This is a genomic window from Promicromonospora iranensis (genome assembly GCF_028994805.1).
GTDB lineage: Bacteria > Actinomycetota > Actinomycetes > Actinomycetales > Cellulomonadaceae > Promicromonospora > Promicromonospora iranensis.
Map to the genome: position 1 here is coordinate 325,988 of NZ_JAJQQP010000003.1, position 24,751 is coordinate 350,738.

The following is a 24,751-nucleotide window of genomic DNA, read 5'->3' on the forward strand; positions in this document are numbered from 1 at the left end:
GGACGCTTTCTCTCGGCTGTGCACAGGTAGGCCGGCGGCCCCTCCGGAACGCTGCGCTGCCCGCCTAGCGTCCTGAGCCATGCAGCCAGAGACCGCGCAACAGCGACTTCCCGACCCGTGGCCGTTCAGCCCTGTGCACGGGTCGAGCGGTCGGGCTGAACCCGCGGCGACGTCCGCGCCCGTCACGAGCCCGTCGGCAGTGAGCCTGCCGGCCACGGATCCGTGGTCCTCCGCCTCAGCGGCGACGGCGACGGCGGCCCCCGCCGAGCAGAGCATCCGGGACGAGGTCCGGGCGGACGCCGACGAGCTCGTGGCCCGGCTGCGTGCCCGACGGTCGGCCTCCGGGGTGGCCGCGGCCTATGCCGCCGCGCACGGTCACCCGACCGACCCTCGGCCGGAGCAAGGTGCGCGCAGGTGGGCGTTGACGGGGACGACCGCGATGGTCGCCGTCGTGGCGGTGCTCCTGCTCGGCGTGGGCGTGGCGGCGCTGTCCCTCCGCGGCGACGGGGTCGAGCCGCTGACGCAGGTGGAGGCCCGCGGGGAGGGCGCGGGCACGCCGGAGGGCGGACCGGGGAGCATCCCGGCCACGACCGGCGTGGCGCCGACCGCACCGGGCTCCGGCATCGCGGCAGGAGCAGGTTCGGCCCCGGGCGAGACGGGCGCCGCCGACGCGCCGGCGGGAGGTGGGCTGCTCGTGCACGTCGTCGGCGAGGTGGCCGACCCGGGCCTGGTCACCGTGCCTGACGGTGCTCGTGTGGCCGACGCCCTGGAGGCGGCCGGCGGCGCGACCCGCAAGGCCGACCTGACCGCCGTGAACCTGGCGCGCACGGTGGTCGACGGCGAGCAGCTGTACGTGCCCAGGCCCGGGGAGCCGGTGCTCGGACCCGCGGCACCCGGCGCCGGCGGTGCCGCGTCAGGTACGGGTGGACAGGGCGCTCCGAGCGGAGGGTCGGCGACGGGCGCCACCGTCGACATCAACACGGCGGACGCGGCGGCGCTGGAGGCTCTCCCCGGCGTCGGGCCGTCGATCGCACAGGCGATCGTCGAGTGGCGGGAGGCCAACGGGCCGTTCGCGAACGTGGACGAGCTGGAGGACGTGCCGGGTATCGGCCCGGCCACGCTGGCCGAGCTCCGCGACACCGCGCGGGTGGGGCCGTGATCGACCTCCGGATGGTGCCGGCGGCCCTGGCGGTCTGGGTCGGGGCATGGCTGCTGACCGGACCGGCGGCCGGCTGGAGCGGCACGGCGATGTGGGTGACCGCAGCGCTGGTCGCGGCAGCCTGCCTCCACCTGGTGCGCGCGGTGGTCCGGACACCACGCCCCAGCTGGCCTGCCACGGCGGGCGCCACCGTCGCCCACGTGGCCCTCGCCGCGGCCTGCGTTCTCACGGTCACGGTCTCCGCGCACGTCCAGCTGGCCGGTCGCGCTCCGCTCGCCGACCTCGCGGAGCAGCGCGTGACCGCGACGCTCACCGGTGTCGTGGTCTCCCAGCCGGAGCCGTTCTCGTTCGCACCGGGGCCCTCCGCTCCGGGTGCGGGTCAGCATCGCTGGGTGCTCGCGGCCCGCGCGGTCGAGGCTCGGGGTGTCGGCTCGGCGGCGCGCGCGCACGTCCAGGTGCTGTCGAGCACCGCGCCCCGCTACGGGGCGACGGTGGTCGTGGCGGGCGCGCTGCGCCCCGCCGAGCCCGGCGAGGCGGAGACCGCCCGCCTGACCGCCGACGGCGCGAGCGAGATCCGTGCCCCACCGTCCGGCCTGCGCGTGCTCGACACCCACCGCACGGCGCTCCTCGAGGTGACGGAGCCGCTGCCCGCGCAGGGACGCGGGCTGGTCCCGGGCGCCGCCATCGGCGACACCACACGGCTCCCGGACGACCTCGCCGAGGAGATGCGAAGCGTCGGCCTGAGCCACATCACCGCCGTCTCTGGTGGCCACTTCGCCGTGGTCGTCGCGGTCCTGACGCTGCTCTGCTCGCTCGCCCGGCTCCCCAGGCCGGCCAGGGTGGCCCTCGTCGCGTTCGCGTCGTTCGCCTTCGTGGCGCTCGTCCGCCCGGAGCCGGCGGTGCTCCGCGCAGCGGTCATGGCGGCATTCGCCCTGACGGGGGTCGCGGTCGGACGACCGTCGCAGTCGGTCCCGGCGCTCGCGGGGTCGGTGGTGGGGCTGCTGGTGGTCGACCCGTGGCTGGCCCGTTCGTTCGGGTTCGCGCTCTCCGCCGCGGCGACCGGAGGCCTGGTGCTGCTCGCCGCGCCGCTGGCGGCCCGGATCGCGCCCTGGACGGGCGACGCCCTGGCGTTCGCCCTGGCGGTCCCGCTCGCCGCGCAGGCGGCGTGCGGTCCGGTGCTGGTGCTGCTCGATCCGGCGGTGTCCACGGTGTCGGTCCTCGCGAACCTGCTCGCCGCGCCGGCGCTGGTTCCGGCGACGGTCCTGGGCCTGCTCGCCACGGTCCTCGCGCCGGGGCTGCCGGTTTTCGCCGGGTTCGTGGCCTGGGCGGCGAGCGGCGCAACGTGGTGGATCGCGGCGGTCGCGCACTGGTGCGCCGCACTCCCGGGCGCCGTCCTGCCGTGGCTGGGCGGACCGCCGGGCGCGCTCCTGCTGGCGGTGCTCACCGGTGCCGTCCTGTGGGCGGTGCTACGGACGCCCCCGCGCCCGGGCTGGCCCGAGTCCTGGCGTACGGCGACCCGGTCGAGCCTGCGCGAGGCGCTCGCCAGGCGCCGCAGGCGGCTCACGCGGGCGCGCTGCGTGGTGATCCTGGCGGCGGCCTCGGTGGCGGCACTGGTCGTCGCGCTCGCGGTGCCGCGCCTTGCTGCACGCTCCGGGATGCCGCAGGACTGGCTGGTGGCGGCGTGCGACGTCGGGCAGGGCGACGCGCTGGTGCTGCGCACGGGGCCGTCGTCGGCGGTGGTGGTGGACGTGGGGCCGGACGGGCCCGCGGCAGCCCGCTGCCTCGACCAGTTCGGCGTGGCCCGGGTGGACCTGCTCGTGCTCAGCCACTTCCACGCGGACCACGTGGGCGGGCTCGGGCCCGTGCTGGCGGGGCGGGAGGTGAGCGCGGCGCTCGTGTCACCGGTGCCCGAGCCCGCAGCCGGTGCCGCGGCGACGGGGGCACTGCTCGCCGCCGCCGGTGTGCCGGTGCGGGCCGCGCGAGCGGGGGACCGGGGCACCGCCGGCACGCTCACGTGGCAGGTGCTGCTGGCGGGAGCGGGCGAGGGGGCGAACGACTCGAGCGTCGTGCTCGCCGCCCGGACCGGTGGGCTGGACGTGCTCACGCTCGGCGACCTGGAGGACGCCGGTCAGGCGGAGCTCGTGCCGCTGGCACGTCGGACCGACGTCGTCAAGGTCGCCCACCACGGCTCGGCGGTGCAGTCGCGTGCCCTGGCGGAGCGGCTGCGTCCGGCCGTGGCGCTCGTGTCGTCCGGCCGGGACAACGACTACGGCCATCCGACCGACGAGGCGCTCGATCTTTACGCGGGGGTCGGAGCCGCCGTCGTCCGGACCGACGAGTGCGGCACGGTGGCGCTCGTGCTGCGCGGTCAGGAGGTGGCGCTGGCAGGTTGCTGAAGGCGGTCCGCCGCGCGGGCGCCGCCCGACCCGTTGAACCTCTTGTACCAGGTCACACCGATACCTGGCCGCAGGCTCGCCACACTTCGCGAAACGTTGCGGATCCCGTGGGCCGCTCTAACGTGGGTGGAGTCGGAGAGTTCCGTCATCACGTACGAGGGGGGCTTCGTGGCTGATCTCAGGCTGACCGTCCGGCGGTATCGCCGGACCATCGCGGTGACCGCGGCGGCGGCCCTGCTCGTCCCGCTCGCGGCGCTGAGCGCCACGGGGCGCGACCAGGCGGCCGCGCAGCTCCAGCTCCGACAGGAGCTCCTGGCCGAGTCGGTGGTGACCGACGTCTCGGAGTCGGAGCAGACCGTGCGGGTGGATGTCGCCAAGGACCCGGCGGCAGCGGACGCCTGGCTCGAGGAGTCGGCGGAGGTCCTGGACGGCTGGACCGTCGTCGTGGCGGGTATGGAGACGACCTCCGGCGAGGAGCGCGCACAGCTCGACGCCGAGGCGGTGGCGGACGACCCGCCGCCCTCCGCAGAGCCGTGCCCGGAGACTCCGGCGGGCCCTCGTTCCGCCGACGGCGCCACTACTCCCTACCTGGGCTGCGAGCCGCAGGGCGGCGTCCAGGCCACCGCGCGGTCCGTCACGAAGGGACCCGCGACCACCACGCTGGGCACGGCGGTCGACGAGGTCCTCGCGTCCTACCTGCCCGGTGCGGAGCTGGCGCCCACCACGGTGCAGATCGACCAGGGCGAGGCGACCGTCGACGTGGCCGCCGGGTTCGAGCAGGCGCTGTCCGACTCCGGGGTCTATCCCGGAGACGTCTGGCAGGCCCTCCTCTTCACGGCCCACAGCAACGGCACCATCGACTCGGTGCAGTTCACGCTCGACGGGGACTGCCTCGCCTTCGCGTACGCGACGGGCGGCGACATGTGTGCGTCGACCGATCTTCCGATCGACCTGGGCTGAGGGGAACGATGATGCGCACGACACTCCGCCGGCTCCTGTCCGGCCTCGCGGCCCTCGCGCTGGTCTCGAGCGGGTTCCTGGCGCTGGCCCCCAGCGCGGCAGCCGACGTCACCTATGTGCCGGAGAGCTGGAACGGCAAGGTGATCTACCTGTCCCAGGCGTGCCACGACCGGGGCGACACCGTCTGTCACACGAACGTCGGCTGTGACGGATTCAGCGAGAACGCGAACTCCGCCCTGGTTGCGATATCCGCTGCCACCGGTCAGGGCTCCGACAAGCTGAACCTGTTGGAGCGGGGCTACAAGGTGGTGCGCGGTAACGGCCTGACCAGGTCGAACATCGCCAACTCGAACCGTGTGGGAGCGGACGTGCACGTGCCCATCCACTCGAACGCGATCGACCGGTCGTGCGAGACCACCTTCTCGCCCGCCCGGTACGGCACCCACGTGATGTACGTGTCCTCGGCCGGCCAGAGATGCGCGCAGATCATGACGACGCGCCTCGGCGGGGTGAGCCCCGGCACCAACGACGCCCGCCGGTACCGCACCGACCTGGGTGAGCTGAACCAGACCAACGCCGTGGCCTGCTATCTCGAGCAGGAGCACCACGTGTGGAACCGCGGCGTGAGCTGGATGCGTGACCGCAGCGCCTGGAGCTGGCGCATCGGCCTCAGCATCGACGTCTTCCTGGGATACCCGTGATGCGGCCGCCACGGCTCCTCCCGGTCATCGCCGTCGTGCTCGCGCTGGCTGCCTGCACGTCGGCCCCACCGAGCGCTGGTCCGTCCGGCCCGGCGGCCGGGACCGGCTCGACGAGCACCCCGGGACCGACGGCGTCGGGCAGCCCGGAGGCGTCGAGCGACGAGCCGACCGTGACGGTTCGCGCCGTCGACGGCGCCTGGGTGGTGCGCGGCACGGGTTTCACGGGCGGCAACCAGTACCTGGTCCAGTGCGTCGGCGGCACGACGGCGGGCGCGAAGGCGCTCGACGACTGCGACATGTCGACCAGCGAGCAGGTGGTGGCGGACGAGCGCGGACGTATCTCGGCGACACGACAGGCCAGGGCGTTCGTCAACGTCGGCTCGGTGTCCGAGGTGGACTGCGCGGCGGACCCGTGCGTGCTGGCCGTCGCCGACCTGTCCGACGTGGTGCTCGCTGCGGCTGCCGCCCCGCTGCCCGACGGCGCCGAGCCGCCCGACGCACCCACGCTCCTCCTGTCCGAGCAGGTGCTCGGTCCGGACAGGGGGCGTGTCACGGTGTCCGGCGAGGGTTATGCGTCGGGTGCGGCCGTCCGGATAGCCCAGTGCGCCACCGCGCCGGACGGCGGCGTGGACGGCGACAGCTGCCTGTACGACGACGGCAAGCGCGTGGTCGCCGACCGCTCCGGCGCCGTGTTCGCCCGGCTGGTCGTGGAGCGCGAGATCGAGCTGGCCGGCGGAGGGGTGGTGGACTGCGCGGTGGACGGTGCGTGCGTGGTCGCCAACGCGTGGACCGACGGCGGGCGGATCGCGGTGGCCGATCTGCTCTGGGAGTGATTGTCGGTGGTGCGTGGCAGGCTGTGTCCGTGCCTCCAGCGACCAAGCGCCGTACCGCCACACCTCTTGCCGGCCGTCACTGGGACGAGCCGACGCTCGCCCCGGTCGTGCTCGTGCGCGGGGCCGAACCGCTCCTGACCGAGCGTGCGGTGGACGGCGTGGTCGGGCTGGCGCGTGCGCGGGAGCCCGAGGTCGAGAAGGTGGAGCTGGAGGGCAGCACGTACGGTTCGGGCCAGCTGCTGGTCGCCGCGAGCCCGTCGCTGTTCGGTGAGGCCAAGGTGGTGGTGGTCCGATCGGCGGAGGCCGGTACCGAGGAGCTGATGGCCGACCTCATCACCTACGTCGGCTCGCCGGACGAGGAGACGACCGTCGTGGTGGTGCACGGCGGCGGACAGCGCGGCAAGAAGATGCTCGACACCCTCACGAAGGCGGGCGCGCCGGTCATGGTGTGCGAACCAGTGACCAAGGACGCCGAGAAGGCGTCGTTCGTGATGGGGGAGTTCAAGGCGGCCCGGCGCCGGGCCGACGCCGAGGCGGTACGTGCCCTCGTGGACGCGCTGGGGAGCGACCTGCGCGAGCTTGCGTCGGCCTGCTCGCAGCTGATCTCCGACACGACCGGGACCATCACGGCGGCCACCGTGGACAAGTACTACGGCGGGCGGGTCGAGGCCACGGGCTTCCGCGTCGCGGACGCCGCGGTGGCCGGTGACGCCGGTGGTGCCGTCGCGCTCCTGCGGCATGCGCTCGACACCGGGCTGGACCCGGTGCCCATCGTCGCTGCGCTGGCGCTGCGCCTTCGCAACCTCGCGAAGGTCGCCTCGATGCGCGGCGGCGGGCTCTCCGCGCGCGACCTCGGTATGGCGCCCTGGCAGGTGGACCGCGCCCGCAAGGACCTGCGGAGCTGGACGCCGGAGGGCCTGGCGGCGGCGATCTCCGCCGTCGCGCAGGCAGACGCGGACGTCAAGGGCGAGGCCCGGGACACGGTGTTCGCCGTGGAGCGCGCGGTCATGACCATCGCGCGTTCCCGTCGCTGAGCACTCCCGCTCGACAGGCAAGGAGCCCCTCGAGATGGACACGGTCATCACCGCCGTGCTGGATGACACCTGCGGCAACCTGGTGCAGCTCCAGCAGCTCCAGCAGCTCCAGCAGCTGAAGTAGCCGCTCCGCGTCGCACTGTGCGGCGCGCCCGGGCACACGAAAGACGCCGTCCACCCGGAAGGGCGGACGGCGTCTGACGAAGTGTGCTCAGAGAGCCGCGACCGACTTTGCGAGAGACGACTTGCGGTTCGCTGCCTGGTTCGTGTGGATGACGCCCTTGGCGACAGCCTTGTCGAGCTTGCGCGACGCGGTGGCAAGGGTGACCGTGGCGGCCTCCTTGTCGCCGGCTGCGACGGCCTCGCGCACCTTGCGCACGTGGGTCTTCAGCTCCGACTTGACGGACTTGTTGCGCAGACGAGCCTTCTCGTTCGTCTTGATGCGCTTCATCTGGGACTTGATGTTTGCCACGATGGGACTTCCTGGTGTGTTCGCCTGATGGCGAGCGGATAGGTCGTAGAGGGCGGTCACAGTTCCGGGACTGGGGTGGGGACCCGTGGAGAGGAACTGAGACTGTGCCCGCCGACCTGGGCGGACACGCGACCTCCAAGGCTACCAGAGGCTCAGCCACCTCGGGCGAGGCGTCCTGTGTGACACCGGCGACGCCCGCCGTCGGCCATCCAGGGCCGCTGGGGCGACATCTTAGAATCCGACCCATGACTACCGCGACACTGAGAGGCCGTTTCCAGTGGACCGTGGTGGTTCCAGTCCTGGCTGCGCTGCTCCTCGTGGTGACATGGAGCAGCCACGAGCACCCGGTGACCCTGGCCGCGATCGGCGCCGCGCTGGTAGGGGCCGTGCTCGCGGCGGTGCACCACGCCGAGGTGGTCGCGCACAAGGTCGGCGAGCCGTTCGGCTCCCTCATCCTCGCGGTGGCGGTCACCGTGATCGAGGTCGGGCTGATCCTCATGCTGATGAGCAGCGGCGGCGACGCGGCCAGCACGTACGCCCGGGACACGGTGTTCGCCGCCGTCATGATCACGTTCAACGGGATCGTCGGCCTGTCCCTGCTCGTGGGTGCGAGCAAGCACCACCTGGTCAGCTTCAATGCGTCGGGCACCGGGTCCGCGCTCGCGACGGTGATCGCGCTGGCCGGGGTCACGCTGGTCCTGCCCCGCTTCACGACGTCAGCGGACGGCGGCGCCTACACCCCGTTCCAGCTGGCCTTCGCGGCGGTGGCGTCGCTGGTGCTGTACGGGGCGTTCGTCTTCACGCAGACCGTGCGGCACCGCGACTTCTTCCTGCCGGTCACGAGCGACAGGTACGGCCGCGTCACCGGTGTTATCCGGGACGAGGACGGCGACGACCACGCCGACCCGCCGGCCGCGAAGGATGCGTGGTTCAGCCTCGTCCTGCTGGTCGTCGCGCTCGTCTCCGTGGTGTTCCTGGCCAAGCTGCTCTCGCCCACCATCGAGTACGGGGTGGCGGCGGCCGGCCTGCCGTACGGCGTGGTCGGCGTCGTGATCGCGCTCCTCGTGCTGGCGCCCGAGTCGATCGCCGCGGTCCGCAACGCCCTCCGCAACCGCGTCCAGACCAGCCTCAACCTGGCCTACGGCTCCGCGATGGCGTCGATCGGCCTGACCATCCCGACCATCGCTGTCGCGATGATCTGGATGGACGGGCCGCTCACCCTCGGCCTCGAGCCGGTGCAGATGGTGCTCCTCGTGGTCTCCGTGGCGGTGGCGATGCTGAGCATCGCGCCCGGCCGGGCGAAGACGCTGCAGGGCGTGGTGCACCTGGTGCTGCTCGCCGCGTTCCTCGTGGTGTCGATCCAGCCCTAGCTCGCCGGAGGTGTCAGAGCGCGGCCGCCACCTCGTCGAAGACCGCCTTGTCCAGGATGGCGCCCTCACGGCGGACGGCGTCCGGGTGGATGCGGATCACGCGGTTCAGGCGCACCTCGGAGGGGCGCCCGGACCTGTCCCAGGCACCGGTGCCGATGTCCATCCAGACGCGGCCGGCGCGTGCCTCCTGCTCGGCGTCGCGGTCGTGGTCCTGGCTGGTGAGCTGCAGCGCGAGCAGCCAGGGGCCGTCGTTTCCGATGATGAGCACCGGACGGTCCTTGCCCTGGCTGTGATCTTCTTCATAGGGCACCCACGACCAGACGACCTCGCCGGGGTCGGGCTCGCCGTTCATCTCGGGCCGGTAGACGGGCTTGACCCGCCCGACGAAGTCACCGGGGTAGCCCTCGGTGTCGGGCAGGTTCCGGCTCGAGGCCGGGCGGCGGTCCCGGGGCGCCTGCCCCGGTGCCGGCCGGCCGCCGCCGGTCTGCCGGTCGCTCGGGCGGTCGCCCTGGCCGAAGGCGGCGCGCGCCACAGCCTCGACGACGTCGCCGAGCAGCTTGATCCACGGGTTCTGGTTCACGCACGGCAGGGTAGCCCGGTGCCGGCCCACGAGCAGGGCGGCCGACGCCGGTGACCGTGCCCCGACGTCGGTCCCGCCCTCCGCTCAGGTGAGGTCGAGCGCCCGGTCCATGTACTTCACGACGTCGTTGAAGATGTCCTCGGCGAGGATGTCGCCCTCACGGCGCACGTCGTCGGGGTCGATGCGGATGACGCGGTTGATGCGGACCTCCGAGTCGCGGCCCTCTCCGTCCCACGCGCCGGTGCCGACGTCCATCCAGATGCGGCCGGCGCGTACCTCCTGGAGCATGTCGCGGTCGTGGTCCTGGCTGGTGAGCTGCAGGCCGAGCAGCCAGGGGCCGTCCTTGCCCACGAGCAGCACCGGACGGTCCTTGCCCTGGCTGTGGTCCTCCTCGTACGGGACCCAGGTCCAGACGACCTCGCCCGGGTCCGGGTCCCCGTCCAGCTCGGGGTTGTAGATCGGGTGGACCTCACCCTCGAAGTCGCCGGGATAGCTGCTGTCTGATGCGAAGGTCACGGCCGAAACCGTACCGGACCGGGTGAACCGCTCATCAGAGACTTAACCGGCGCACGCCCGCGTGAACTCGGCCAGCTCGGCCGCCATCGGCTCGGGTTCCCAGCTGTGCATCGCTCCCGGCATCTCCTTCTCCGTGCCCTGGGGCACCGCCGCCACGATGCTCGCCGCCGCGACCGGCATCTCCGGGAAGGTCTCCACGCCGTACATGGCGAGCACGGGGACCCTCACGTCCAGCGTGCCGTCCTCCAGTGCGTGCTGGGCCCAGGCCAGCGACTGCGCGTCGGCGCGGTAGGTGGCGACGGTCCGGGCGATCATCGGCCAGGCCGGGGACGACTCCATCCCGGCGAGCCACTCGGGCGGCATGTCCTTCATGTAGTGCCGCATCGCGTCCTCGTGGTCGCCGGCGTCGAGGAGCCGCTCGATCTCGTCGGACCACGCCTGCGTCGTCGCGGCGGCGTCGCCCAGTGGGGCCTCCCAGAGGGCGAGGCCGGTGACGGGCAGACCCGCCTCGGCGGCCCGAAGGCTGACCGAGCACCCCGACGAGTGCCCGACCAGCACCGCGGAACCGCCCGCTACCTCGATCATCGCGGCGACGGCGGCGAGCTCGCGGTCGAGGTCGAGGCGGCCCTCGGCCGGGCTCTCCCCACGTCCGAGCCGGTCGAACGTGACGGCGGTCAGCCCGGCGTCGGCGACCTGCTGGGCGGTCTCCGCGGTGATCGGGTCGTCGGCCCGGGTCGGTCCGGCGCCGGTCACGAAGACGACGGCCGGTCCGGAGCCGCGCAGGTCGTAGGCGACGCGGTCGCCCTGGCTGGTGGTTGCGTATTCAGTCATACGGGTCTGACGACGCAGCCTCCGGCAACTCATCGCTGATCCCGGCAACCCGGTGCCGAACGTAGGCTTGGTCGCTCTTCGAACGCGAACGTAGGGCTGGTCGCTCCATGAGTGCCCACAGAACGACCAGCCCTACGTTCGCCCGCCCCGAGCCCACCGGGCCCCGAGCGCAGCGGGCGAAAAGCGCTCGCCCGGGCGGTCGCGACGGTGTCACGGTGTGCGGATGAGCCTGCATGACGACGAGGTCGTCTCCACCCCCGAGCTGGTTCAGCGCCTGGTCGCGGACCAGTTCCCGCGCTGGGCCGACCTGCCGGTGACGCCGGGGCCTGCGGGCGGCACCGACCACCACCTGTTCCGCCTCGGGGACGACCGGCTGGTCCGAATGCCGAAGATCAGCTGGGCGCAGGAACAGGCGGTCAGCGACGCGCGCTGGTTGCCGCGGCTCGCGCCGCAGCTACCGCTCAGGCTCTCGACGCCCGAGGCCGTGGGGGAGCCCGGCCAGGGTTTTCCGTTCCGCTGGTCGGTGACACCGTGGCTCGCGGGTGCCTCGCCCGCCGTCGGCGAGCTGGGGACGGGCGCCGCCCGGCAGCTGGGCGAGTTCGTCGTGGCGCTCCGGTCGGTGAGCACGGAGGGCGGGCCCGTCGTCAGCGGCACCTCCCGCGGCGTCCCGCTCGCCCGTCTCGATGGCGCCGTCCGCACCGCGATCACGGAGGCAGGGAACCGGATGGACGGCCCCGCCGCGACGAAGGTCTGGGAGCTGGCGCTCGATGCCCGTCCAGCAGCCGAGGCCGCCTGGATCCACGGCGACCTGGCGCCCGGCAACCTGCTGGCAGATGGCGGCAGGCTCACCGCCGTCATCGACTGGGGTGCCGTCGGCGTGGGCGACCCGGCCGCCGACCTCATCGCGGTCTGGACCCAGTTCCGGGGCGAGCAGCGTGACGTCTTCCGCGCCGTGGCGACCGACGGGCTCACCGATCCCGACGACGCCTGGGCGCGCGGACGCGGCTGGATGCTCGTCCAGGCGGTGATCGCACTGCCGTACTACTGGGACCGCTGGCCCGAGTTCGCGCTCGCGTGCCAGGAACGGGTGGCCGCGGTGCTGGCGGACTGACCGTTACGGCACGATCGGCTCTGCCAGCGCCGCCTCGAGGTCGGCGCGGTCGCCCTCGACGGTCAGCCCTGCCTCGACGGGCGTGAGCCGACGCCACAGCGTCAGCGCGAGCGCCTCGGCCGGCCCGGAGACGACGACGTCGGGCGCCACCTCGTCCGCGCGCTGCCCCGGGGCTCCGAGCACCCATACGGGCGTGCCGGAGACGTCGGTCGCCACGAGCGCGACCGGATGGCGCAGCGGTGCCATGCGGCCCAGCCCCACCTGCCGCGGCTGGAGCACCGTCACGACCTCGTCGACCGTGTCCGCCCACACGTCGGGCGCGGCCCCGGCCAGCCCGACCGAGCCGGCTCCGGCGGTGGCCGCCAGCAGGTCGTGCAGGTGCACGAGCGTCTCGTGGGTCTGCCGGCGGTGCCAGAACCGCACGGGGCCGGGGCCCATGGGCTGTGGATGGGCGAGCACCCGGCCCACGCTGACGGGATCGAGCTCGGCCAGCGCCTGTCGCAGGGCCGCGGCCTGCGCCGCGTAGTGGGGCGCCAGGTCGAACGGCCCGTCGCCGAGCGGTTCGCCCTTGGCACCGCGGACGTTGCCCGCCGCCCAGTGATGTACCTCCGCGAGGTGCTCCACCAGCCCACGGACGGTCCAGTCGCCGCAGGCGGGCACTCGTGAGCCGGGGTCGGCGTCGGGCACCGCGGCGAGGAACTCGCCCTGGAAGCGGGCCAGCAACGAGAGGTGGTCGAGGGTCATGAGCCGAAAGGTACCGCTCACCACCGACACCACCAGAGCAGGTCCCGCAGTGCAGGACCTGCCTACCGCCGCCTCAGGCCGTACGCGCCAGGTCCGCCACGGAGTATGACGACGTGATGGGCTCGTCGACGCCGGGGACGTCGATCTGGATGCGGACTCGGTCGCCGTATCGCTCGATCACTGTCGCGTCGTAGCGGCGGACGCCGAACGGCACGGTGAGATGAGAACCCACCGGAAATGTCTCCGTGGTCCGAGGCCGTCGGCCAGTCCGAGTCTTCTTGCGTGCAGACATCGCCAGCCTCCTCACCATGGTTCTTCCCCGTTCAAGTCTTTCAAGTATGCGGCCACGACCTCGTCGATGCCAGATGCCATCTGGTCCAGTCCCGAACGCCACGCGCGGAAGGTAGCGAGAGTCAGCGGTTGTTCGGCGTGGGAGGCCGCAAGTTGTGCTGCGTTGTCATGCGCTATGGCGTTGCGGGCGTCGTTGAGCCGCTCGAGCTTCTTGGTCCACGGGCCAGATCTCTTCGGATATCGGCTGCTCAACTCCGTCTTGATGCTCATGCCGAGGCGCGCGAAGTCGTTGTTCACGTTGGCCCAGCTCGCGTTGCCGGAGTCGAGCTTGCGGCCGCCGGTGAGCAAGCGGCGCACGATGGGGGCAGCGGCGTGGCCGGCGTCGAACGTGGAGGCGAGAAAGGCGTCGATCGCTTGGTCATGCAGTTCCCGGCAGTAACCCTGAAACTCCGAAGCGAGGCGCACGATCAGCGCATGGTTGACCTCGACCGTCAACCACCGGCGTCCAGCGCCGTCACCGGCGACGGCTCGGTGCGCGGCGGCGAGATTGTCGAGGCGGGACGCACGCGCACCACGCCACTTCTCCAGAGCATCAGAAGACACGCGCAGACTCTAGAGTTGTTCCGTGGGGTGTGCATCTTGAGCCTTCGCTGCTCGGTGTCGGATCCCGCTCCGGATGACGACTGCGCCACGTCGTGGAACTGTAGAACCGCGTTCGTCGTTCTCCACGCGATGTCCCGACCGGACATGCGGCCAGAGACCCTCGGGCCGCTTCCGACCCGCACCACCTCCAGCGAAGGATCATGGACGCAGACAGTCATAGACCCCGCCCGCAGGCACGTCGTCGTAGCGCCGGCTGGGGGTGGGGGCATTGAGCTGGGTGCTCACCCTCCTCCTGGGGGTGCTGGTGATCCTGGTGATCACGGCGGTGACGGGCTACTTCGTCGCGCAGGAGTTCGCGTACATGGCGGTCGACCGCGCCCGCCTCGCGACCCGTGCGGAGGCCGGAAGCGCAGGCGCGCGGCGCGCGCTCGGCGTGACCCGGCGCACCAGCTTCATGCTCTCCGGGGCGCAGCTCGGCATCACGGTCACCGGCCTGCTCGTCGGTTACGTCGCGGAGCCCCTGGTCGGTGAGTCGCTGGGTGAGGCGCTCGGCGGCGTCGGCGTGCCGGTCGGGACGGGGGTCGCGATCGGCACCGTCCTCGCGCTCCTGTTCTCGACGCTGGTCCAGATGCTGTTCGGCGAGCTCGTCCCGAAGAACCTGGCGATCGCGCGGCCGGAGCCGGTGGCGCTGTGGCTGGCCCGCTCCACCACCGTCTACCTCGCGGCCTTCGGCTGGCTGATCAAGGTGTTCGACGCCGCGTCCAACCTGCTCCTGCGGATGCTGCGCATCGAGCCGGTGCACGACGTCGAGCACTCGGCGACCGTTCGCGACCTCGAGCACATCGTCGCGGACTCGCGGGCCAGCGGTGACCTTCCCGGCGACCTGTCGGTGCTGCTCGACCGCATCCTCGACTTCCCGCGGCAGGACGTGGAGCACGCCATGATCCCGCGAGCGCGGGTCGGTGTGGTGCACGCCGAGGACACCCTCGCCCAGGTGCGCGAGCTGATGGCCCGCGGGCACTCCCGCTACCCGGTGGTCGACGACGACGGCGAGGTGGTCGGCGTCGTGCACCTGGCGGACCTGCTGTCCGCCGGTCCTGCGGCGACCACCGTCGCGGACCTGCTCCGCCCGGCGCTGGTGCTGCCCACCGCGATGGCGCTGCCCGACGCACTGCGTGAGCTGTCGGCGACGCGGAACCAGATGGCGTGCGTCGTCGACGAGTACGGCGGCTTCGCCGGCGTGCTCACCGTCGAGGACCTCGCGGAGGAGCTCGTCGGCGAGATCACCGACGAGCACGACGACGAGATCGACCCCGTGACGGCCGCCTCGGACGGCGTCTGGGTCATGGCCGGCGACGTCCACCTCGACGAGGTGGAGCGGTCCGTCGAACGTGACCTGCCCGAGGGCGACCACGAGACGATCGCGGGACTCGCGATCGCCGTCCACGGCTCGCTGCCTGCGGCGGGTGACGTGGTCGACGTGCCACTGCCCGCCGACCCGGCCGACCTGGTCGCCACGCAGCCGCACGCGGCCGAGGTGCTGCGTATCGAGGTGCTCGAGGTGGAGCGGCACGTGCCGTCCCGTGTCCGGGTCACCGTCGTCGACGCACCGGCACATACCGAGAACGAGCGCGAGGAGGCCCGATGAGCAACCCCTGGGTAGTGGTCGCGGCCACCGTCGCCATCATCGCGCTGAGCGCGTTCTTCGTGGCCGTGGAGTTCGCGCTGCTCGCGGCCAAGCGGCACCGGCTCGAGGACGCGGCGTCCACCAGCCGCTCCGCGCGGGCCGCGCTGCGCAGCGCGAGCGAGCTCACGGTGCTCCTGGCGGGATCGCAGCTCGGCATCACCGTCTGCACCCTGGCCCTCGGTGCGATCACCAAGCCGGCGGTGCACCACTGGCTGACGCCGCTCTTCGAGACGTGGGGCGCGCCGTTCTGGGCGGCCGACGTCGCGGGCTTCGTGCTGGCGCTCATCATCGTCACGTTCCTGCACCTGGTGGTGGGGGAGATGGCGCCCAAGTCGTGGGCCATCGCCCACCCGGAGACGAGCGCCACGATGCTGGCGCTCCCGATGCGGGCGTTCATGGTCGTGACCCGGCCGCTGCTCGTGGCGCTGAACGGCGCGGCGAACTGGTGCCTGCGGCGCGTCGGCGTCGAGCCGGCGGACCAGGTGGCGTCCGGGCAGGGCCCGGACGACCTGAGGCACCTCGTCGAGCACTCCGTCAGCGTCGGTGCGCTCGACGTCGCCTACTCCGACCAGCTCTCCGGAGCGCTGGACCTGCGCCGGCTCACGGTGCACGACCTGCTGGCCGCACGCACGACGCCGGCCGCCGTCAGCCACGGTGCGACGGCCGCCGAGGTGCAGGAGGCGTCCCGGACGTCCGGCCACCTGCGGATCCTCGTGGGGGCGGACGGACGCCTGCCGGACGGCGTGGTGCACGTGCGGGACACGCTCCTGCTGGCCGACGACGCGTCCGTCGCGGACGTCACGCGGCCGGTCTTCGAGCTGGCCCCCGACGTGCCGCTGCACAGCGCGCTGACGAGCATGCGGGAGTCGGGCAACCTGCTCGCGATCGTGGCCCGGCCGGAGGGCGGCACCGCCGACTACGGCGTGGTGACGCTCGCCGACGTGCTGCGGAAGCTCCTGCCGCGCACCACGGCGGGCCGGGTCGGCTGACCCGGTCGAGTGCGGGACCTTCGTCCGTCCGACGGGCTCGGAGGGCGAAGGCCCCGCACTCAGGCGGCGTCCAGGACGGCGTCGATCTCGCGCAGGAAGTCCGGGAGGTCCTTGGGGTTGCGGGACGTGATCAGCGGGAAGCCCGCGCCGCTGTCCCGGACCACCGGCTCGTCCACCCAGGTGCCGCCCGCGTTCCGGACGTCCGTGGCCAGCGACGGGTAGCTGGTGAGCCTCGCGCCCGAGACCTTGCCCGCCTCGACGAGGGCCCACGGGCCGTGGCAGATGGCGGCCACCGGACGGCCGGAGGACGTGAACGCCTCGACCACCGAGACCGCCTTGTCCTGCAGGCGCAGCGTGTCGGCGTTGATCGTCCCGCCGGGCACGAGCAGCAGGTCGAAACCGGCCGGGTCCACCTCGTCGATGGTGGTGTCCGGCGCGACCGCCTCGCCCGGCTTCTCGTCGCCCACCAGCGTGCGCACGTCGTCCCGCGACACCGCGGCCAGGGTGACGACGGCCCCGCGGTCGCGCAGGTGGCGCATGGGCACGAGGAGCTCGTCCTGCTCGACGCCGTAGTTCGTCACGAGCGCCAGCACTTGCTTGCTCTTCAGGTGCGGCATGGTTCTCTCCTCCGATCGGGTTCGCTGCTCCACGACAGTAGGCACGACCGTGCCTCGCTCGCACGGGACGTGGGACAATGAGAGCTGGCCCAACCACCCTGACGACGGAGCGAGAACGCTTTGCCCATCCCCGGTCCTGCGCTCACCGCGCGCATCCAGCCGAACGCCACAGCGCCCGAGCTGATCCGCAACTTCTGCATCATCGCGCACATCGACCACGGCAAGTCGACGCTGGCCGACCGCATGCTGCAGCTGACCGGCGTGGTCCAGTCGCGCGACATGCGCGCCCAGTACCTCGACCGCATGGACATCGAGCGCGAGCGCGGCATCACCATCAAGTCGCAGGCCGTGCGGATGCCGTGGGCGCTCGCCGACGAGGCGGGTGTGCTGACCCCGCACGCGCTGAACATGATCGACACCCCCGGACACGTCGACTTCACGTACGAGGTCTCCCGCTCGCTGGCCGCGTGCGAGGGCGCCGTGCTGCTGGTCGATGCCGCCCAGGGCATCGAGGCGCAGACCCTGGCCAACCTGTACCTGGCCATGGAGAACGAGCTCGAGATCATCCCGGTCCTGAACAAGATCGACCTGCCGGCGGCGCAGCCGGAGAAGTACGGCGAGGAGCTCGCGAAGCTGGTGGGCTGCGAGCCCGAGGACGTGCTGAAGGTCAGCGGCAAGACCGGCGTCGGCGTGGAGCCGCTGCTCGACCGCATCGTGCAGAGAGTCCCGGCCCCGACCGGTGACCCGAACGCCCCGGCGCGAGCCATGATCTTCGACTCCGTCTACGACACCTACCGCGGCGTCGTGACCTATGTGCGCGTGATCGACGGCGACCTGAACCCGCGCGAGAAGATCGCGATGATGTCGACGAAGGCCACGCACGAGCTCCTCGAGATCGGGGTCAGCTCGCCCGAGCCGCACGCGACCAAGGGCCTCGGCGTCGGCGAGGTGGGCTACCTGATCACGGGCGTGAAGGACGTGCGCCAGTCCAAGGTCGGTGACACCGTGACCAACGCGGCCAAGCCCGCCGCCACCGCGCTCGCCGGCTACAGCGACCCCAAGCCCATGGTCTTCTCGGGCCTGTACCCGATCGACGGCTCCGACTACCCGGTGCTGCGCGACGCCTTGGACAAGCTCAAGCTCAGCGATGCCGCGCTCAACTACGAGCCCGAGACGTCGGTGGCCCTCGGCTTCGGCTTCCGCGTGGGCTTCCTCGGCCTGCTCCACCTCGAGATCGTGCGCGAGCGCCTCGAGCGGGAGTTCAACCTCGAGCTGATCTCCACCGCCCCGAACGTCGTCTACGAGGTGACGATGGAGGACGGCACGAAGGTCGAGGTGACCAACCCGTCGGAGTTCCCCGGGGGCAAGATCAAGGAGGTCCGCGAGCCGGTCGTCAAGGCCACGATCCTCACCCCGAGCGAGTTCGTGGGCGCGGTCATGGAGCTCGCGCAGTCCAAGCGCGGCGAGCTGCAGGGCATGGACTACCTGTCCGAGGAGCGCGTGGAGCTGCGTTACCACCTGCCGCTCGGCGAGATCGTCTTCGACTTCTTCGACCAGCTCAAGTCCAAGACCCGGGGTTACGCGTCCCTCGACTACGACACGACCGGCGACCAGGTGGCCGACCTCGTGAAGGTCGACATCCTGCTCCAGGGTGAGCACGTCGACGCGTTCAGCTCGATCGCGCACCGGGACAAGGCGTACTCGTACGGCGTCATGATGACTGCCAAGCTCAAGGAGCTCATCCCGCGCCAGCAGTTCGAGGTGCCGATCCAGGCCGCCATCGGCGCGCGCGTGATCGCCCGCGAGACCATCCGCGCCATGCGCAAGGACGTGCTCGCCAAGTGCTACGGCGGCGACATCAGCCGGAAGCGCAAGCTGCTGGAGAAGCAGAAGGAGGGCAAGAAGCGCATGAAGAACATCGGCTCCGTCGAGGTGCCGAAGGAGGCGTTCATCGCCGCGCTCTCCTCCGACTCCGACACGCCGAAGGACAAGAAGAAGTAGGTGCCCGCTCTTCCCTCCGGCATCCCCGTGCCCGACGACGGCGGGCTGCCCGACTGGGTGCGCCCGGCCGGGCAGCGACCGCTCGCCGGGCCGTTCGGCGTCTACGTGCACGTCCCGTTCTGCACGGTGCGCTGCGGCTACTGCGACTTCAACACCTACACGGCGTCGGAGCTGGGCGGCGGCGCCAACCAGGCACAGTACGCCGGCACGGCGCTGCTGGAGGTCGACCTCGCGGCCAAGGTGCTGGCCGACGCCGGGCGCTCGCCCGCCGCGGTCTCGACGGTCTTCTTCGGCGGCGGCACCCCCACGATGCTCCCGGCGGAGGATCTCGCCCGGGTGCTCGGCGGGATCAGGGACGCGTGGGGGCTGGCCGCCCCCTCGACGGGCTCAGGACGGGCCGCCGAGGTCACCACCGAGGCCAACCCGGACTCCGTGACGCCCGAGTCGTTGCGGGTCCTGGCCGACGCCGGGTTCACGCGCGTCTCCTTCGGGATGCAGTCGGCGGTGCCGCACGTGCTCGCGACGCTGGAGCGGACCCACGACCCGCTGCGCATCCCCGACGTCGTCCGGTGGGCACGTGACGCCGGGCTCGACGTCTCCCTCGACCTCATCTACGGCACCCCCGGTGAGTCGCTGGACGACTGGCGCGTCAGCGTGGAGACGGCGCTGGCCACCGGCGTCGACCACGTGTCCGCGTACGCGCTGGTGGTGGAGCCGGGCACGAAGATGGCAGCCCAGGTGCGCCGCGGCGAGGTGCGGCTGCCCGACGAGGACGACCAGGCCGCCAAGTACGAGCTGGTCGACGACCTGCTCACCGAGGCGGGCCTGCGCTGGTACGAGGTGTCGAACTGGGCCCGCGCCGGGCACGAGTGCCGCCACAACATCGGGTACTGGCGCGGCGACGACTGGTGGGGCATCGGCCCGGGTGCGCACAGCTACGTGTCGGCGTCGGCCACGGCGGACGAGGCCCCGGCCGGGGTTCGCTGGTGGAACGTGAAGCATCCCCGCGCTTATGCCACCCGGCTCGAAGCCGGGCAGAGCCCTGGCGCGGGGCGTGAGCTGCTCACGCACGAGGAGGCTCACCTGGAACGCGTCATGCTCGGGGTGCGGCTGCGAGAAGGACTCGACCTGGGAGTGCTGTCGGCCGCGGGCCGCACGGCGGTGGCGGGTCTGGTGGCCCGCGAGCTGCTCGACGGGCGGGCGGCGGTCGGCGCCGGGGGAGCGGCTCCACGGGCGGTGCTGACCCGCCGCGGACGCCTGCTGGCCGACACCGTCGTGCGCGAGCTCACGGCCTGAGTCCCGGCGACCGGTAGGCGGTATCGGTGAACCGCCCAGTTTGTTTGCGTGGCGGGCGAAATCGTCGATACCTTGTGCCGATTCACACCGTTGCGAGGCGGCACAGGCACGCCTGACGAGGGGTACGCGCATGAGCAACACCTACGGCGGCTGGAACCCACAGGATCCCTACCGTGGGCAGAACCCCGAGTCCCGGCCTGAGCAGGACCCGGACCCAGGCCCGGCCTGGCCTCCGCAGCCCCAGCCGTTCGACCCGTACGGCCCGCGCGACCCCTACGGGCGGCCCGCCAACCCGTACGGCCGGCCCGACTACCAGCCCCAGCAGCAGCCGGAGCAGCGTGACGGGCAGCCGGGCGTGTGGGGACAGTTCCAGACCCGCCCGCAGGCCCCGCAGCCGCAGGCCGCACCCGGCGTCCCGCAGTACTCGCCGGTCTCCGGTGCGGAGCACCGCCCGGGCGCGGACGGCCCCCCGACGATCGGCGGCGCGTGGCGCTGGGGCTGGGGCGCCTTCGGCGCGAGCTGGGGCGTCTGGGTGCTGATGAGCCTCCTGCTCGGTCTGGCGCAGCTCGCCGTCGTCCTCATGTTCAGCCCGGCCACCGTGGACGGCATCAGGTTCGCGACCGACCCGGCGGCGGTCGACGCCGCACAGGCCGCCGGGCAGACGCTCGAGGCCCGCGGTCTGGCCGCCGCCGGCACAGCGGTGTGCTTCCTGCTGCAGGCGCTCCTGTACGCCGGCGCGATCGCTGCCACGCGCACCCGCAAGGTCCGCTTCCGCGACTTCTTCGTGCTCCGCGGCTTCGGCGGGCTCGTGGGGTACGCGGTGATCACCGGGGCGCTCGGCTTCGCCGGCAGCGTGGTGCCCGTGTTCGGCTGGCTGGTGCAGCTGGTGTTCACGCTGCTCCTGCTCCCCGTGCCCTTCCTGCTCCTCAAGGGAGAGGGCTTCGGCAAGGCGTTGGGCGGTGGCATCGGGCTCGTGCTCTCGCACCTCGGGACCGCTCTCGCGGTCTTCGGCATCTTCGCCGGGCTGGCGCTCGCGTCACTCTTCACGTGCGGCATCGGCCTGGTCGTCGTGGCACCCGCGATGCTGCTGGTGGGGGCGTATCTCGTCCAGCGCTGGACCGGAGAAACCGTCCAGGGCCGACCATCTGGTAACAACTCGGCAATTGCACATGCGTAGATGCGGAGAAGAGGTGAAGGTGGGGCTGGATCACCGACCAGACAAGGGGAGCACATGAGCGAGAACACGCCTCAGGACCCGTACGAGCCGAACCAGGGTGGGGCGAACCCGCCGGCGGGCGGCCCGACGCCGCCGAACCCGGCCGAGCCGACGCCACCGTCGGGCGCGGCCCTGCCGCCGAACCCCGCCGGGGCCACGCCGCCGCCGTCGGGCGGCCCGACGCAGCCTCCCGTCTACGGTGGCGCGAGCCAGCCCCCGGCCTACGGCGGACCGGCGGCGCCGTACGGCACGCAGTCCTCGAAGCCGTTCCAGGTCGGTGAGGCGCTGAGCTTCGGGTGGGGCCGGTTCAAGGGGAACTGGCTGTTCTGGGTGCTGTTCGTGCTGCTGACGTTCGTGGTCGGCGCGATCTTCAACTCCGGCTCGGTCGGCGACATCCAGGATCAGATCAATGCGTCCTCCGACCCGGAGGCGATGCAGGAGCTCGCAGGCAGCATGTCGGGCGCGAGCTCGCTGCTCCAGTTCATCGGCTCGCTGGTGCTCGGTGTGCTGCAGGCACTCGGGATCAACGCTGCGCTCCGCGAGGTGTCCGGGGAGAAGGCCACCTGGGGCACCCTGTTCAAGGTGAACAACCTCGGGATGGTCATCCTGGCGGCCCTCCTGCTCATGGTGGCGAGCTTCGTGGGCGTGCTGCTCTGCGGGATCGGGCTCATCGCCGTGGCGATCTTCGGCGTGTTCACCTACCACAACGTGGTCGACAAGGGCCTGAACGCCTGGGCGGCCTTCACCTCGTCGTTCTCCCAGGTGGGCAAGAACTTCGGCGCCGTGTTCCTGCTGGAGCTCGCGCTCTTCGGCATCAACATCGTGGGCGCGCTGCTGTGCGGGCTCGGCCTGTTCATCACGATCCCGCTGTCGGTGCTCACGCTCGCGTTCGCGTACCGCCGGATCACGGGCGGCCCGGTGAGCACCGCCCCGGCCGTCTGACGGACCGGCGGAACGAAACGAAGGGCACCCCGCCGAGGCGGGGTGCCCTTCGTGCGTGCTGGACCGTCGCCGTTCCGTCGGTCTACTTGATGAGGCGGATGTTCAGCGGGTAGCGGTACGGCGCTCCCTTGCTGTTCTCCACGGCGGCCAGGATCATGAAGACCACCGCGGCGATGAACACCACGTACACGATCGAGCCGAGACCGAACGTGACGACGGAGATGATCGCGCAGGCGATGTGCACGAAGATCAGCGTGATCTGGAAGTTCAGCGCCTCCTTGCCCTCCTGGTCCACGAACCGGCTCCGGTCCCGGAACACCAGCCAGATCACCAGTGGTGCGATGAACGACAGCAGGACCGGGCCGATCTGGGCGAAGACCGTCCACATGCGCTCGTCCGACGGGTTCAGCGGCTGGGGCTGGTACGGGGCGCCGGGACCGTAGGGCGGGCCGTACCCCGTACCGGGCTGGGGCTGACCGGCCTGACCGGGCTGGTCCTGGTGGGGCGGCTGGCCGGGCGGGGGCGAGCCATAGGCGGGGGCCTGCTCCGGCTGCTGTGGCGGCGGGCCGGGCTGCTGGGGCGACTGCGGCTGCTGCGGGTTCTCGGACATGAGCCCCACCGTAGAGGCTGGACCTTACGACGTGGTCACGAAATCGATAAGTTCCTCCACCCGGCCCAGCAGCGCCGGGTCAAGGTCCCGGAAATCGCGCACGGTGCCGAGGATCCGCTGCCAGCCACGGGCGACGTCGGCCTGCGTCTCGGCAGGCCAGCCCAGGGAACGCAGGATGCCGAGCTTCCACTCGGTACCGCGGTCGACGACCGGCCAACGGTCCAGCCCGAGCCGTTCGGCACGCACCGCCTGCCACACGTCGACGTAAGGGTGGCCCAGCACCAGCACGGTGCCCTTCGGGACGTGGCGCAGCGCCTCGTCGGTCAGCCGCTGCTCCTTCGAGCCGGGGACCAGGTGGTCGACCAGCACGCCGACGCGGCGCTCGGCGTCGGGCCCGAACTCGGCGAGGCGCTCGGCGAGGTGGTCGACGCCGTCGAGCATCTCGACCACCACACCCTCGATGCGCAGGTCGTCGCCCCAGACCTTCTCGACGAGCTCGGCGTCGTGCTTGCCCTCCACCCAGATGCGGCTGCCCCGCGCCACGCGTGCCTTGGCGCCGTGCACCGCCACGGACCCGGAGGCCGTGCGCGTCGGCTGGGCGGGCGCGCGGTGCAGCACGGGTGCGGTGAGCACCACGGGCTTGCCCTCCACCCAGAAGCCTGGGCCGAGCGGGAAGGTGCGGGTGCGACCGCGGCGGTCCTCCAGGACGACGACGTGCATGCCACCCGACTTCTCGACCCGCACGACGGCACCGACCCAGCCGGTCTCGACCTCCTCCACCACCAGTCCTGGCTCGGCGGGCACGGGCTGCGACGTCGGCCGGCTCCGCCCTCGCTGCGCGCCAGGAAACGCGGGGGACAGCACGTCGGGTCCATACCGTTCGTCGAACACTCCGTGAGCGTAGATCCGCCACGGCGCCGAGTGCCGGATCTTCGCCCGTTCGGAGTGTCAACCCGGGCGACGTGCAGTACCGGACGAAGGGCTCAGCGGGAGGCGCGCAGGGCCGCCTCCGTGCGGCTCGCCACGCCCAGCTTGCGCAGGATCGCGGAGACTTGCACCGACGCGGTCTTGGCCGAGATGAACAGCCGCTCGGCGATCTGCCCGTTGGTCAGGCCCTCCGCGACGAGAGCGAGCACCTGCTGCTCACGTGGGGTGAGCGCGTCCGGCCCGCTGCCCGACGACGCCGGTGCGGCGGCCGGCCCGGCCGCGGCGACGACGGCCTCGCGGCCGACGGCCTGGACGATGCCGGCCTCGCCGGCGATCACGAGGGTGCGGTTGCCGCCCGCGCGGACGGCGTCGAGGGCGGTCCTGAGCTCACCGAGCTCGCGGGCTCGACCCACCAGGCGGGCGCGGGGAACCGGCATGGGCACATCGTCCCATGCCGGTCCTGTCGTCGATCCGCTGCTCATCGTTGCTGGTCATGGCGGTCCGTCACGGCTCGCGCCGTGCGTCAGGCGACGCGGGGGCGGGTCGCGGAGGTGCTCGTGGTCCGGCCGGCGCGCTGGGTGGCACGCTCCGTGCTGCGGCGCTCGGCCGCCTGTCGACGCGCGGTGTCCTTCTGCTCACGTGCTACTCGGGACTGCTCCGCGCGGCGGTCGATCTCCTGCTCGTTCCTGCGGTACTCGGCGTGGTCGGTGAAACCGAACATGGTGTTGCCTCCTGGTCGTCGCCGGCCCTTCGCCGGCGATGGCTCAAGGTTCGTCCGTGAGGCGCACCCGGCGGATCGGGCGGTCGCCGCATCTTGCGGACCGGGTTTCCTGAGGTGCGCGGCGGTCCCTAAGTCATTGCCGTA

At 72.2% G+C, this 24,751-nt stretch carries 26 protein-coding genes; 14 read left to right on the plus strand and 12 right to left on the minus strand.

The genetic code is table 11. The features are described from left to right. The first annotated feature begins 79 nt into the window (after positions 1-79). The 6 genes from LUM46_RS06480 (at position 80) to holA (ending at position 7,083) form a co-directional block, all read left to right on the plus strand. Positions 80-1,159 (plus strand): ComEA family DNA-binding protein, encoded by a 1,080-nt coding sequence (locus tag LUM46_RS06480; protein ID WP_274992957.1) that lies wholly within the window; start codon positions 80-82, stop codon positions 1,157-1,159. Next, the gene (locus tag LUM46_RS06485; protein ID WP_274992958.1) at positions 1,156-3,555 is read left to right on the plus strand and encodes a ComEC/Rec2 family competence protein; all 2,400 of its coding nucleotides are present in this window, start codon (positions 1,156-1,158) and stop codon (positions 3,553-3,555) included. Before LUM46_RS06480 ends, LUM46_RS06485 begins: the two co-directional genes overlap by 4 nt. A gap of 168 nt (positions 3,556-3,723) precedes the next feature. Continuing rightward, positions 3,724-4,515 carry a GerMN domain-containing protein gene (locus tag LUM46_RS06490; RefSeq protein WP_274992959.1) on the plus strand — a complete coding sequence of 264 codons (792 nt, stop codon included), beginning with the start codon at positions 3,724-3,726 and terminating at the stop codon, positions 4,513-4,515. Between the two features lie 11 nt (positions 4,516-4,526). Further along, positions 4,527-5,216, plus strand: coding sequence for an N-acetylmuramoyl-L-alanine amidase (locus tag LUM46_RS06495; RefSeq protein ID WP_274992960.1), 690 nt, complete (start codon positions 4,527-4,529; stop codon positions 5,214-5,216). Further along, entirely contained in the window at positions 5,216-6,049 is an 834-nt protein-coding gene (locus LUM46_RS06500) for a neocarzinostatin apoprotein domain-containing protein (protein ID WP_274992961.1), read from the plus strand. The genes LUM46_RS06495 and LUM46_RS06500 overlap by 1 nt, the downstream gene beginning before the upstream one ends. A gap of 29 nt (positions 6,050-6,078) precedes the next feature. After that, positions 6,079-7,083 carry a DNA polymerase III subunit delta gene (gene holA, locus LUM46_RS06505; RefSeq protein WP_274992962.1) on the plus strand — a complete coding sequence of 335 codons (1,005 nt, stop codon included), beginning with the start codon at positions 6,079-6,081 and terminating at the stop codon, positions 7,081-7,083. A gap of 211 nt (positions 7,084-7,294) precedes the next feature. Here the strand turns inward: holA and rpsT are convergent, their stop codons facing one another. Next, positions 7,295-7,555, minus strand: coding sequence for a 30S ribosomal protein S20 (gene rpsT / locus LUM46_RS06510; RefSeq protein WP_274992963.1), 261 nt, complete (start codon positions 7,553-7,555; stop codon positions 7,295-7,297). Positions 7,556-7,800: 245 nt separating this feature from the next. On the opposite strand from rpsT, the gene LUM46_RS06515 reads away from it, so the two are divergent. Then, entirely contained in the window at positions 7,801-8,925 is a 1,125-nt protein-coding gene (locus LUM46_RS06515; RefSeq protein ID WP_274992964.1) for a calcium:cation antiporter, read from the plus strand. 13 nt (positions 8,926-8,938) lie between these two features. Here LUM46_RS06515 and LUM46_RS06520 read toward each other — a convergent pair whose 3' ends face one another. From LUM46_RS06520 to LUM46_RS06530, 3 genes are all read right to left on the minus strand, one after another. Next, entirely contained in the window at positions 8,939-9,505 is a 567-nt protein-coding gene (locus LUM46_RS06520; RefSeq protein WP_274992965.1) for a type II toxin-antitoxin system PemK/MazF family toxin, read from the minus strand. 84 nt (positions 9,506-9,589) lie between these two features. Then, a complete protein-coding gene (locus LUM46_RS06525; RefSeq protein WP_310243106.1) occupies positions 9,590-10,021 on the minus strand; it encodes a type II toxin-antitoxin system PemK/MazF family toxin in 432 nt (143 codons plus the stop codon). A 42-nt stretch (positions 10,022-10,063) separates the two neighbouring features. Next, positions 10,064-10,852 carry an alpha/beta fold hydrolase gene (locus tag LUM46_RS06530; protein ID WP_274992966.1) on the minus strand — a complete coding sequence of 263 codons (789 nt, stop codon included), beginning with the start codon at positions 10,850-10,852 and terminating at the stop codon, positions 10,064-10,066. Positions 10,853-11,075: 223 nt separating this feature from the next. Here LUM46_RS06530 and LUM46_RS06535 point away from each other — a divergent pair, with 223 nt between their 5' ends. Then, positions 11,076-11,963 carry an aminoglycoside phosphotransferase family protein gene (locus tag LUM46_RS06535; RefSeq protein WP_274992967.1) on the plus strand — a complete coding sequence of 296 codons (888 nt, stop codon included), beginning with the start codon at positions 11,076-11,078 and terminating at the stop codon, positions 11,961-11,963. A gap of 3 nt (positions 11,964-11,966) precedes the next feature. Here LUM46_RS06535 and LUM46_RS06540 read toward each other — a convergent pair whose 3' ends face one another. The 3 genes from LUM46_RS06540 to LUM46_RS06550 all read right to left on the minus strand — a co-directional run bounded on the left by LUM46_RS06540 (position 11,967) and on the right by LUM46_RS06550 (position 13,601). Next, positions 11,967-12,707 carry a maleylpyruvate isomerase N-terminal domain-containing protein gene (locus tag LUM46_RS06540; protein ID WP_274992968.1) on the minus strand — a complete coding sequence of 247 codons (741 nt, stop codon included), beginning with the start codon at positions 12,705-12,707 and terminating at the stop codon, positions 11,967-11,969. A 73-nt stretch (positions 12,708-12,780) separates the two neighbouring features. Beyond that, positions 12,781-12,939, minus strand: a complete 159-nt coding sequence (locus LUM46_RS06545) for a hypothetical protein (protein WP_274992969.1) — start codon at positions 12,937-12,939, stop codon at positions 12,781-12,783. Positions 12,940-13,010: 71 nt separating this feature from the next. Then, on the minus strand, positions 13,011-13,601 hold the full coding sequence (locus tag LUM46_RS06550; RefSeq protein ID WP_274992970.1) for a hypothetical protein: 591 nt from the start codon (positions 13,599-13,601) through the stop codon (positions 13,011-13,013). Positions 13,602-13,869: 268 nt separating this feature from the next. Between LUM46_RS06550 and LUM46_RS06555 the strand changes: the two genes are divergently transcribed. Both LUM46_RS06555 and LUM46_RS06560 read left to right on the plus strand, forming a co-directional pair. After that, positions 13,870-15,249, plus strand: coding sequence for a hemolysin family protein (locus LUM46_RS06555; RefSeq protein WP_274992971.1), 1,380 nt, complete (start codon positions 13,870-13,872; stop codon positions 15,247-15,249). Continuing rightward, positions 15,246-16,277 (plus strand): hemolysin family protein, encoded by a 1,032-nt coding sequence (locus LUM46_RS06560; protein WP_274992972.1) that lies wholly within the window; start codon positions 15,246-15,248, stop codon positions 16,275-16,277. Before LUM46_RS06555 ends, LUM46_RS06560 begins: the two co-directional genes overlap by 4 nt. A 59-nt stretch (positions 16,278-16,336) precedes the next feature. Here the strand turns inward: LUM46_RS06560 and LUM46_RS06565 are convergent, their stop codons facing one another. Continuing rightward, positions 16,337-16,894, minus strand: coding sequence for a type 1 glutamine amidotransferase domain-containing protein (locus LUM46_RS06565; RefSeq protein ID WP_274992973.1), 558 nt, complete (start codon positions 16,892-16,894; stop codon positions 16,337-16,339). A gap of 120 nt (positions 16,895-17,014) precedes the next feature. On the opposite strand from LUM46_RS06565, the gene lepA reads away from it, so the two are divergent. From lepA to LUM46_RS06585, 4 genes are all read left to right on the plus strand, one after another. Continuing rightward, positions 17,015-18,895 carry a translation elongation factor 4 gene (gene lepA / locus LUM46_RS06570; protein WP_274992974.1) on the plus strand — a complete coding sequence of 627 codons (1,881 nt, stop codon included), beginning with the start codon at positions 17,015-17,017 and terminating at the stop codon, positions 18,893-18,895. Next, complete coding sequence (gene hemW, locus LUM46_RS06575) at positions 18,896-20,191, plus strand: radical SAM family heme chaperone HemW (RefSeq protein WP_274992975.1); 1,296 nt, start codon at positions 18,896-18,898, stop codon at positions 20,189-20,191. A gap of 130 nt (positions 20,192-20,321) precedes the next feature. Next, entirely contained in the window at positions 20,322-21,368 is a 1,047-nt protein-coding gene (locus LUM46_RS06580) for a hypothetical protein (RefSeq protein ID WP_274992976.1), read from the plus strand. 54 nt (positions 21,369-21,422) lie between these two features. After that, the gene (locus LUM46_RS06585; RefSeq protein WP_274992977.1) at positions 21,423-22,349 is read left to right on the plus strand and encodes a DUF2189 domain-containing protein; all 927 of its coding nucleotides are present in this window, start codon (positions 21,423-21,425) and stop codon (positions 22,347-22,349) included. 82 nt (positions 22,350-22,431) lie between these two features. On the opposite strand, the gene LUM46_RS06590 is transcribed toward LUM46_RS06585, so the two are convergent. From LUM46_RS06590 to LUM46_RS06605, 4 genes are all read right to left on the minus strand, one after another. Next, positions 22,432-22,959: a DUF4870 domain-containing protein gene (locus tag LUM46_RS06590; protein WP_274992978.1), complete on the minus strand. Its 528-nt coding sequence runs from the start codon at positions 22,957-22,959 to the stop codon at positions 22,432-22,434. Positions 22,960-22,983: 24 nt separating this feature from the next. Further along, entirely contained in the window at positions 22,984-23,850 is an 867-nt protein-coding gene (locus LUM46_RS06595; protein ID WP_274992979.1) for a DUF3097 domain-containing protein, read from the minus strand. 92 nt (positions 23,851-23,942) lie between these two features. Then, positions 23,943-24,323: a helix-turn-helix transcriptional regulator gene (locus LUM46_RS26615; RefSeq protein ID WP_310243109.1), complete on the minus strand. Its 381-nt coding sequence runs from the start codon at positions 24,321-24,323 to the stop codon at positions 23,943-23,945. A gap of 86 nt (positions 24,324-24,409) precedes the next feature. Further along, the gene (locus LUM46_RS06605) at positions 24,410-24,607 is read right to left on the minus strand and encodes a hypothetical protein (protein ID WP_274992980.1); all 198 of its coding nucleotides are present in this window, start codon (positions 24,605-24,607) and stop codon (positions 24,410-24,412) included. Positions 24,608-24,751: the final 144 nt, after the last annotated feature.